We start from the raw sequence: 6290 nt of genomic DNA, 5'->3' as shown, positions 1-6290 counted from the left end.
ACAAAATCATTACTCACTCGTTGTTCAGTTTTCAAAGATCAAACATTGATTTCTTTTTCGCCGCGTTTTTCAGCAGCTATAAGATCATATCATGTTCGTTTCAAAAATGCAAGGGTTATTTTTTCCTTACTTATCAAGATCATTTGGCCCAAGTTTTCATTTTTGAAATTGCTGTTTTGTTGTCAGCTAAAATAGTATATCATTTTCAGCCAGTGAAATCAACTTGTAAATAATCCCTATTTTCAAAGGCTAAAATTATTCAACCTTTTACTCAGCCAAATTTGACTGGAATGTTACTTTAACACGTCTAGTTTATAAAATCTATATGTATTTAGTTCCAAGTTATATAATCCCTACACGCCACTGAAAAAAACACCTATCATGTATGTCTACTTCAGTTGGGTGCTCTAGTTATGAACCTATGATCCAACTCAACTGCTCCTACCGCATCTTATTTTTCGTTTGGCTTTAATGCGCAAGGTCTCGTGCATCTTGTGCCTGATTTGTCTTCATTGTAAGGTAGACAGTGAAAATCCATAAGAATTCTGCTATCCGGCGTTGATTAGCACTTTTATTATCCGTGTTATTCAATCGCCATAAGTTCAGATTGTCAGAAAACATGAAGCAAGGCGGGTCCCAGAGACTCCGCCTTATTTATATTCATCTGTTTTAGAGTCGGCAAATCTCATGGGCACATTGGCCGTACGAAGGGCAGCAGCACATGGCACGCAATACCTTGAGATCATGAATGACGATTTTTCCATCTCGTGTATCCAGAGTTCCCTGCTCCTTCAGCGAGCTTAGCATTCGGTTTACACTCTCCCGTGTCGCTCCAATCATCTCACCCAGTTCGGAGTGACTCAGCTTCATATTCAGTAAAATGCCATCCTTCACTGCTACGCCGCATGTGTTGCTCGCACGAATCAGTGTAGACGCCAACGCTCCTGCTTTACCATACAACAGTAAATCCCGAAACCGCGATTGCATAATTCGTTGCTTCATCGCCATCCATTGAATGAACTGAAGTGCCATCTCTCCATTTTTGGACAGAAGCAACTCCAAATCCTTAACAAGCACGGCACCCAGTTCACACGCATCGGCTGTTTCCGCAGTGCAGCTATACTCTTCTCCATCTATCCCACTGAATTCCCCGATCAGATCACCCTGATGCTGAATGGTCAAAATCAATTCTTTACCATCTTCTGTCGACTTACGAAGTTTTACATGGCCTGAATGTATATAATAAAGCTGCTCCGCATCATCGCCCTCTCGGAAAAGCATAACGCCTGCCTTTACCTTTTTCCAAGACATAATTTCTTTCAGCAGCTCAAAATGCTCCTCCGTCAAAAAAAGCTGAATCCCCGTGCGTTCCGCCTCGTCCCCAAACCGTTCCATACAAGTGGCTTGCATGTTAGCGTCCTCCTCATGTTTACCTGATATCTATATCATAATGGTTTGACACATGGGTTGTTATCGGGAGAACACCTGATTTTATACCTTCCTACTCCCTGATTCGCTGTGATAAATATCACTTCTCAGGCAGGCTAGTGCCTTATTTATCGGCTTTCCTCCTACTCATTTCCCCGTCTTATAAAAAGTCAGTGTTTCCTACGCCTATAGATCAGGGGGTTCCCTGACTTACTTTTGTAACCGTCGGAGCTACAATAATTAGAGCTACAGTTTTGTTAAGAAAAAGGATGTGTCTTCCATGCTACAAATAACGGATGAAATGCGAAAAGAACTGAACCAGTTAAGGGATCACATCTATGGAGATCTCACTGCCCTTGCATTCATGTCCAAATCAGGAGGCGGTAAGTTACATTGGTATTACGTCTCTGGCAGCCGAAGCAATCGTTATCGCCTTATTTCTTTTAAAGTGGGACACGGCATTGCCGGGCTGGCAGTTCGTCTGGGACGTACCGTGACTGTGAGTGCTTTGCTGCCTGGCTGCATACGTCTGCGTCAGGAATGTGCGCTGATGCTGGCTGAGCAGCTTCATTCTGCTATAGCTATTCCCTTTTCCAGCACAGGTAATTTACCGAATGGTGTGCTACTTCTTGGTAACCGCGATGTAAGGACGTTCACCGATTCCGAAGTAGCCGAGGCAACTCGAGTCGCTCAGCGGCTTGGTGAGCTATGTACTCCCCCCCCTACTTCATAAGCTTCTTCATACTTTTATAGATAACAACAGATATTTGCTGAATATGGACATACCCAGCTGACTATATTGATTGAAATCCCTAAAATTTGCTATGATTATGACAAAACGCACGGTTTTTTTACCGTTCGAGGGGATGACAAATTGATTCGTATACTTGTAGTGGATGATCATGTTGTCGTACGTTCCGGCCTCATGGCCCTATTGGACGGCAAAAACGGCATTAAGGTGGTAGGAGATGCTGCAGACGGTGATGAGGCGATCCGCAAGGCGGTGGAGCTACAACCCAATGTAGTGCTCATGGATTTTAGCATGCCACCTGGCAAAGACGGTCTAACAGCAACCACTGAATTAAAAAAAAAATTGCCTGATACTGAAGTTCTTATCCTAACGATGCATGACGATGAGGAATACCTATTCCGGGCTATTCAGGCCGGGGCATCCGGATACATTTTAAAAAGTGCACCTCACGAGGAATTACTCGCAGCCATTCAGTCTGTGGCCGAAGGCAGCGCCTATTTGTACCCAAATGCGACCAAACGACTGATGAGTGAATATCTGGACAAGATCAAACAGGAAGGCATTGCCGGACCCTATGAGTCCCTTTCCGAGCGTGAAAAGGAAATTCTGTCATGGATAGCAAAAGGATATGCCAATAAGGAAATTGCCGAGCACCTGGTAATTAGCGTCAAAACCGTAGAGTCCCACAAAAGTAACCTTATGGAAAAGCTTAACCTGAAAACACGGCCTGAGTTGGTCAAATTTGCACTTAAAAAGGGGCTGCTGCACTATGAATGAACCTTCTAATCCTTTACTGCAGCACGCTTTTGGTGAGTCGGCTGATAAGTTACTAAATGATTTGGAAGCTTATATCCCGGAGTCTCCTTTTCTCCATGAACTGCGTAACTCACTTCATCAGCTATCCAACCTGAAACTTGCATTAGATACTTCCTCCATCGTTGCTTTGACCGATCACCGTGGCATTATTCAGTACGTGAACGACAAGTTCTGTGAGATTTCGCAGTACAGTCGTGAAGAACTGATCGGTCGGGATCATCGGCTCATTAATTCAGGCTACCACACTCCCGCGTTCATGAAAAACCTGTGGACCACCATACGCTCAGGCCAGGTATGGCAAGGAGAAATACGCAATCGGGCTAAGGATAACAGCTATTACTGGGTGAATACCACAATCGTTCCATTCATGGACGAGGAAGGCAAACCCTATCAGTACTTAGCAATCCGTAATGAGGTCACCAAGCTGAAAAAGGTCGAGGCTGAGCTTCAGACGATGATGACGCAAGTAATGCAAATTCAGGAGGAAGAACGCAAGCGTTTTTCAAGAGAATTGCATGATGGGATTGGACAAAGCTTGTTTTCTCTAATTATTCAACTAGATAGCCAACTTGCTGAACAGCCTAGTCCTGTTCTGGAAAATCTGCGTTCACAGGTAACCGACATCATTAAAGACGTCCGCGGGCTAGCATGGGAACTACGTCCCTCAGTTCTGGATGATTTAGGTGTCGTACCAGCCATACGAACCTATATTGAAAACTTTTGCTCGCATTACGGTATTGAGGTCCATTTTCAGTGTAACCTGCGTAAACGCCTTGATATCCGTAAGGAAATAGCTATTTATCGGATTGTACAAGAAGCATTAACGAATGTAGCCAAGTATGCAGACGTAGCAGAAGCACATGTCGACGTAGAAGATCAGGGTGAAATCATACAAGTGAGCATTTGGGATGAGGGGATCGGATTCTCTGAAGAATCCCAAGGAGAGGGCGTTGGGCTGTTTAGCATGGAAGAACGGGCTAGAGGAGTAGGAGGATATATGAGCATGACCTCCGCACCAGAGCAAGGAACCTCCATCCAGCTCACCATTCCCGTGTAAAATCGGCCGTTGGATCGTAATCGGGTGTATATCCACAAACTTATTTGCGGGGTATGCACCAGATAGCGCAAATCCTCAATATTCATCATATCGTTATTTAGAAAATATAATAAAAAAAGAGAGAGCACTGTCTCCAGACAGGCTCTCTTTATTTATAAGGTGTCACCACTGAGGCAACAAGAATCCGCTATAGCAAAAAGCGGGTGATGGGAATCGAACCCACGCTACCAGCTTGGAAGGCTGGAGTTCTACCATTGAACTACACCCGCAAATCAGTATCGGGATGACACGATTTGAACATGCGACCCCCTGGTCCCAAACCAGGTGCTCTACCAAGCTGAGCTACATCCCGACATTATACATTTTTTAAAAAATGGCGCGCCCTGAGAGATTCGAACTCCCGGCCTTTTGATTCGTAGTCAAACGCTCTATCCAGCTGAGCTAAGGGCGCATATTGTAATCCATAATGAGCGTTAAGGCGCCACCCAGATTTGAACTGGGGAATGAAGTTTTTGCAGAGCTTTGCCTTACCACTTGGCTATGGCGCCGTATGGATAATGGAGCGGACGACGGGAATCGAACCCGCGACCCTCGCCTTGGCAAGGCGATGCTCTACCGCTGAGCCACGTCCGCAAAATATGGTGCGGTCGAGAGGACTCGAACCTCCACGGGGGGTTAGCCCACACGGACCTGAACCGTGCGCGTCTGCCAATTCCGCCACGACCGCAAAATAATTATAAATGGTGAGCCATGAAGGACTCGAACCTTCGACACCCTGATTAAAAGTCAGGTGCTCTACCAACTGAGCTAATGGCTCTTAATGGCTGGGGATATAGGATTTGAACCTATGCATGACGGAGTCAAAGTCCGTTGCCTTACCGCTTGGCTAATCCCCATTAATAAGAATAAAGGGCGGCCGATGGGGCTTGAACCCACGAATGCCGGAGTCACAGTCCGGTGCGTTAACCACTTCGCCACGACCGCCATATGATTAAGAAAAGACTGGTGGAGGATGATGGATTCGAACCACCGAACCCGTAAGGGAGCAGATTTACAGTCTGATGCGTTTGGCCACTTCGCTAATCCTCCAAAATGGTGCCGGCGAGAGGACTTGAACCCCCAACCTACTGATTACAAGTCAGTTGCTCTACCAATTGAGCTACACCGGCACATTACTCATTCCCACTTGAAAGGTGGCTCGGGACGGAATCGAACCGCCGACACGAGGATTTTCAGTCCTCTGCTCTACCGACTGAGCTACCGAGCCATATTATGTTGTACTACTAAATTATACATATTAGAATGGCGGAACTGACGGGATTCGAACCCGCGATCTCCTGCGTGACAGGCAGGCATGTTAGGCCTCTACACCACAGTTCCAGAGGCATTTCCATCAGGAAATTAATTGCGGGGGCAGGATTTGAACCTACGACCTTCGGGTTATGAGCCCGACGAGCTACCGAACTGCTCCACCCCGCGATAGTAAAAGGGATTTCTTTTAAATTATTAATGGTGGAGGCTGAGGGGATCGAACCCCCGACCCTCTGCTTGTAAGGCAGATGCTCTCCCAGCTGAGCTAAGCCTCCATATTATGACCCGTAGGGGATTCGAACCCCTGTTACCTCCGTGAAAGGGAGGTGTCTTAACCCCTTGACCAACGGGCCTTACAAAATAAATTCTGAATTTTTAAAGGTGTGGCGGAGAGAGAGGGATTCGAACCCTCGCACCACTTTCGCAGTCTAACCCCTTAGCAGAGGGTCCCCTTATAGCCACTTGGGTATCTCTCCGAGTAGCGGCAGAGGGGATCGAACCCCCGACCTCACGGGTATGAACCGTACGCTCTAGCCAGCTGAGCTACGCCGCCACCTTATATATATAAGTCAAAAATATTCAAAATATGGCTCCCCGAACAGGACTCGAACCTGTGACAACTCGATTAACAGTCGAGTGCTCTACCAACTGAGCTATCAGGGAATATTGGTGGAGCCAAGCGGGATCGAACCGCTGACCTCCTGCGTGCAAGGCAGGCGCTCTCCCAGCTGAGCTATGGCCCCAATCATGTTGTATTAATTAAGAAGTGGTGGGCCTTAGTGGACTCGAACCACCGACCTCACCCTTATCAGGGGTGCGCTCTAACCAGCTGAGCTAAAGGCCCTAATATTTACAGCATTATTATCCTCTAAAGGATATCGCTTGGCGGCGTCCTACTCTCCCAGGACCCTGCGGTCCAAGTACCAT

Annotated in this window: 4 protein-coding genes and 21 tRNA genes; 3 read left to right on the top strand and 22 right to left on the bottom strand. The window is 46.6% G+C overall.

What is annotated here, in order from left to right; translation table 11 throughout:
* Nucleotides 1-669: 669 nt before the first annotated feature.
* Nucleotides 670-1410 carry a Crp/Fnr family transcriptional regulator gene (locus WG8_RS01850; RefSeq protein ID WP_007428343.1) on the bottom strand — a complete coding sequence of 247 codons (741 nt, stop codon included), beginning with the start codon at nt 1408-1410 and terminating at the stop codon, nt 670-672.
* A 298-nt stretch (nt 1411-1708) separates the two neighbouring features.
* Between WG8_RS01850 and WG8_RS01845 the strand changes: the two genes are divergently transcribed.
* From WG8_RS01845 to WG8_RS01835, 3 genes are all read left to right on the top strand, one after another.
* Nucleotides 1709-2161, top strand: coding sequence for a GAF domain-containing protein (locus WG8_RS01845; RefSeq protein ID WP_007428342.1), 453 nt, complete (start codon nt 1709-1711; stop codon nt 2159-2161).
* A 141-nt stretch (nt 2162-2302) separates the two neighbouring features.
* A complete protein-coding gene (locus WG8_RS01840) occupies nt 2303-2956 on the top strand; it encodes a response regulator (protein ID WP_007428341.1) in 654 nt (217 codons plus the stop codon).
* On the top strand, nt 2949-4052 hold the full coding sequence (locus tag WG8_RS01835; RefSeq protein WP_007428340.1) for a PAS domain-containing sensor histidine kinase: 1104 nt from the start codon (nt 2949-2951) through the stop codon (nt 4050-4052). The genes WG8_RS01840 and WG8_RS01835 overlap by 8 nt, the downstream gene beginning before the upstream one ends.
* Nucleotides 4053-4250: 198 nt before the next feature.
* Here WG8_RS01835 and WG8_RS01830 read toward each other — a convergent pair.
* From WG8_RS01830 to WG8_RS01730, 21 genes are all read right to left on the bottom strand, one after another.
* Nucleotides 4251-4321 (bottom strand) — tRNA-Gly (locus WG8_RS01830).
* A 9-nt stretch (nt 4322-4330) separates the two neighbouring features.
* Nucleotides 4331-4404, bottom strand: a tRNA-Pro gene (locus WG8_RS01825).
* Nucleotides 4405-4426: 22 nt separating this feature from the next.
* Nucleotides 4427-4503, bottom strand: a tRNA-Arg gene (locus WG8_RS01820).
* A gap of 25 nt (nt 4504-4528) precedes the next feature.
* Nucleotides 4529-4600 (bottom strand) — tRNA-Cys (locus WG8_RS01815).
* Nucleotides 4601-4610: 10 nt separating this feature from the next.
* Nucleotides 4611-4685 (bottom strand) — tRNA-Gly (locus tag WG8_RS01810).
* Nucleotides 4686-4691: 6 nt separating this feature from the next.
* Nucleotides 4692-4779, bottom strand: a tRNA-Leu gene (locus WG8_RS01805).
* A gap of 14 nt (nt 4780-4793) precedes the next feature.
* Nucleotides 4794-4869, bottom strand: a tRNA-Lys gene (locus tag WG8_RS01800).
* A 4-nt stretch (nt 4870-4873) separates the two neighbouring features.
* Nucleotides 4874-4948: transfer RNA gene (locus WG8_RS01795), tRNA-Gln, on the bottom strand.
* A gap of 15 nt (nt 4949-4963) precedes the next feature.
* Nucleotides 4964-5036 (bottom strand) — tRNA-His (locus WG8_RS01790).
* 19 nt (nt 5037-5055) lie between these two features.
* A tRNA-Tyr gene (locus WG8_RS01785) sits at nt 5056-5141 on the bottom strand.
* Between the two features lie 4 nt (nt 5142-5145).
* Nucleotides 5146-5221 (bottom strand) — tRNA-Thr (locus tag WG8_RS01780).
* Between the two features lie 25 nt (nt 5222-5246).
* Nucleotides 5247-5319, bottom strand: a tRNA-Phe gene (locus tag WG8_RS01775).
* Between the two features lie 36 nt (nt 5320-5355).
* A tRNA-Asp gene (locus WG8_RS01770) sits at nt 5356-5432 on the bottom strand.
* Nucleotides 5433-5457: 25 nt separating this feature from the next.
* Nucleotides 5458-5531: transfer RNA gene (locus WG8_RS01765), tRNA-Met, on the bottom strand.
* A gap of 31 nt (nt 5532-5562) precedes the next feature.
* Nucleotides 5563-5638, bottom strand: a tRNA-Val gene (locus WG8_RS01760).
* Between the two features lie 6 nt (nt 5639-5644).
* Nucleotides 5645-5716, bottom strand: a tRNA-Glu gene (locus WG8_RS01755).
* A 31-nt stretch (nt 5717-5747) separates the two neighbouring features.
* Nucleotides 5748-5839: transfer RNA gene (locus tag WG8_RS01750), tRNA-Ser, on the bottom strand.
* 3 nt (nt 5840-5842) lie between these two features.
* Nucleotides 5843-5916, bottom strand: a tRNA-Met gene (locus tag WG8_RS01745).
* Between the two features lie 34 nt (nt 5917-5950).
* Nucleotides 5951-6026: transfer RNA gene (locus tag WG8_RS01740), tRNA-Asn, on the bottom strand.
* A gap of 4 nt (nt 6027-6030) precedes the next feature.
* Nucleotides 6031-6106: transfer RNA gene (locus WG8_RS01735), tRNA-Ala, on the bottom strand.
* Between the two features lie 24 nt (nt 6107-6130).
* Nucleotides 6131-6207, bottom strand: a tRNA-Ile gene (locus WG8_RS01730).
* Nucleotides 6208-6290 lie beyond the last annotated feature (83 nt).

This window comes from Paenibacillus sp. Aloe-11 (genome assembly GCF_000245715.1).
Lineage (GTDB): Bacteria > Bacillota > Bacilli > Paenibacillales > Paenibacillaceae > Paenibacillus > Paenibacillus kribbensis.
Note: the sequence above shows the minus strand (reverse complement) of the source record. Positions and strands in the feature narration are given on the sequence as shown.

What these genes read in the sequence shown, in the direction of transcription:
- WG8_RS01850 (WP_007428343.1), bottom strand. Translation starts at nt 1,410, where the DNA reads ATGCAAGCCACTTGTATGGAACGGTTTGGGGACGAGGCGGAACGCACG.
- WG8_RS01845 (WP_007428342.1), top strand. Translation starts at nt 1,709, where the DNA reads ATGCTACAAATAACGGATGAAATGCGAAAAGAACTGAACCAGTTAAGG.
- WG8_RS01835 (WP_007428340.1), top strand. Translation starts at nt 2,949, where the DNA reads ATGAATGAACCTTCTAATCCTTTACTGCAGCACGCTTTTGGTGAGTCG.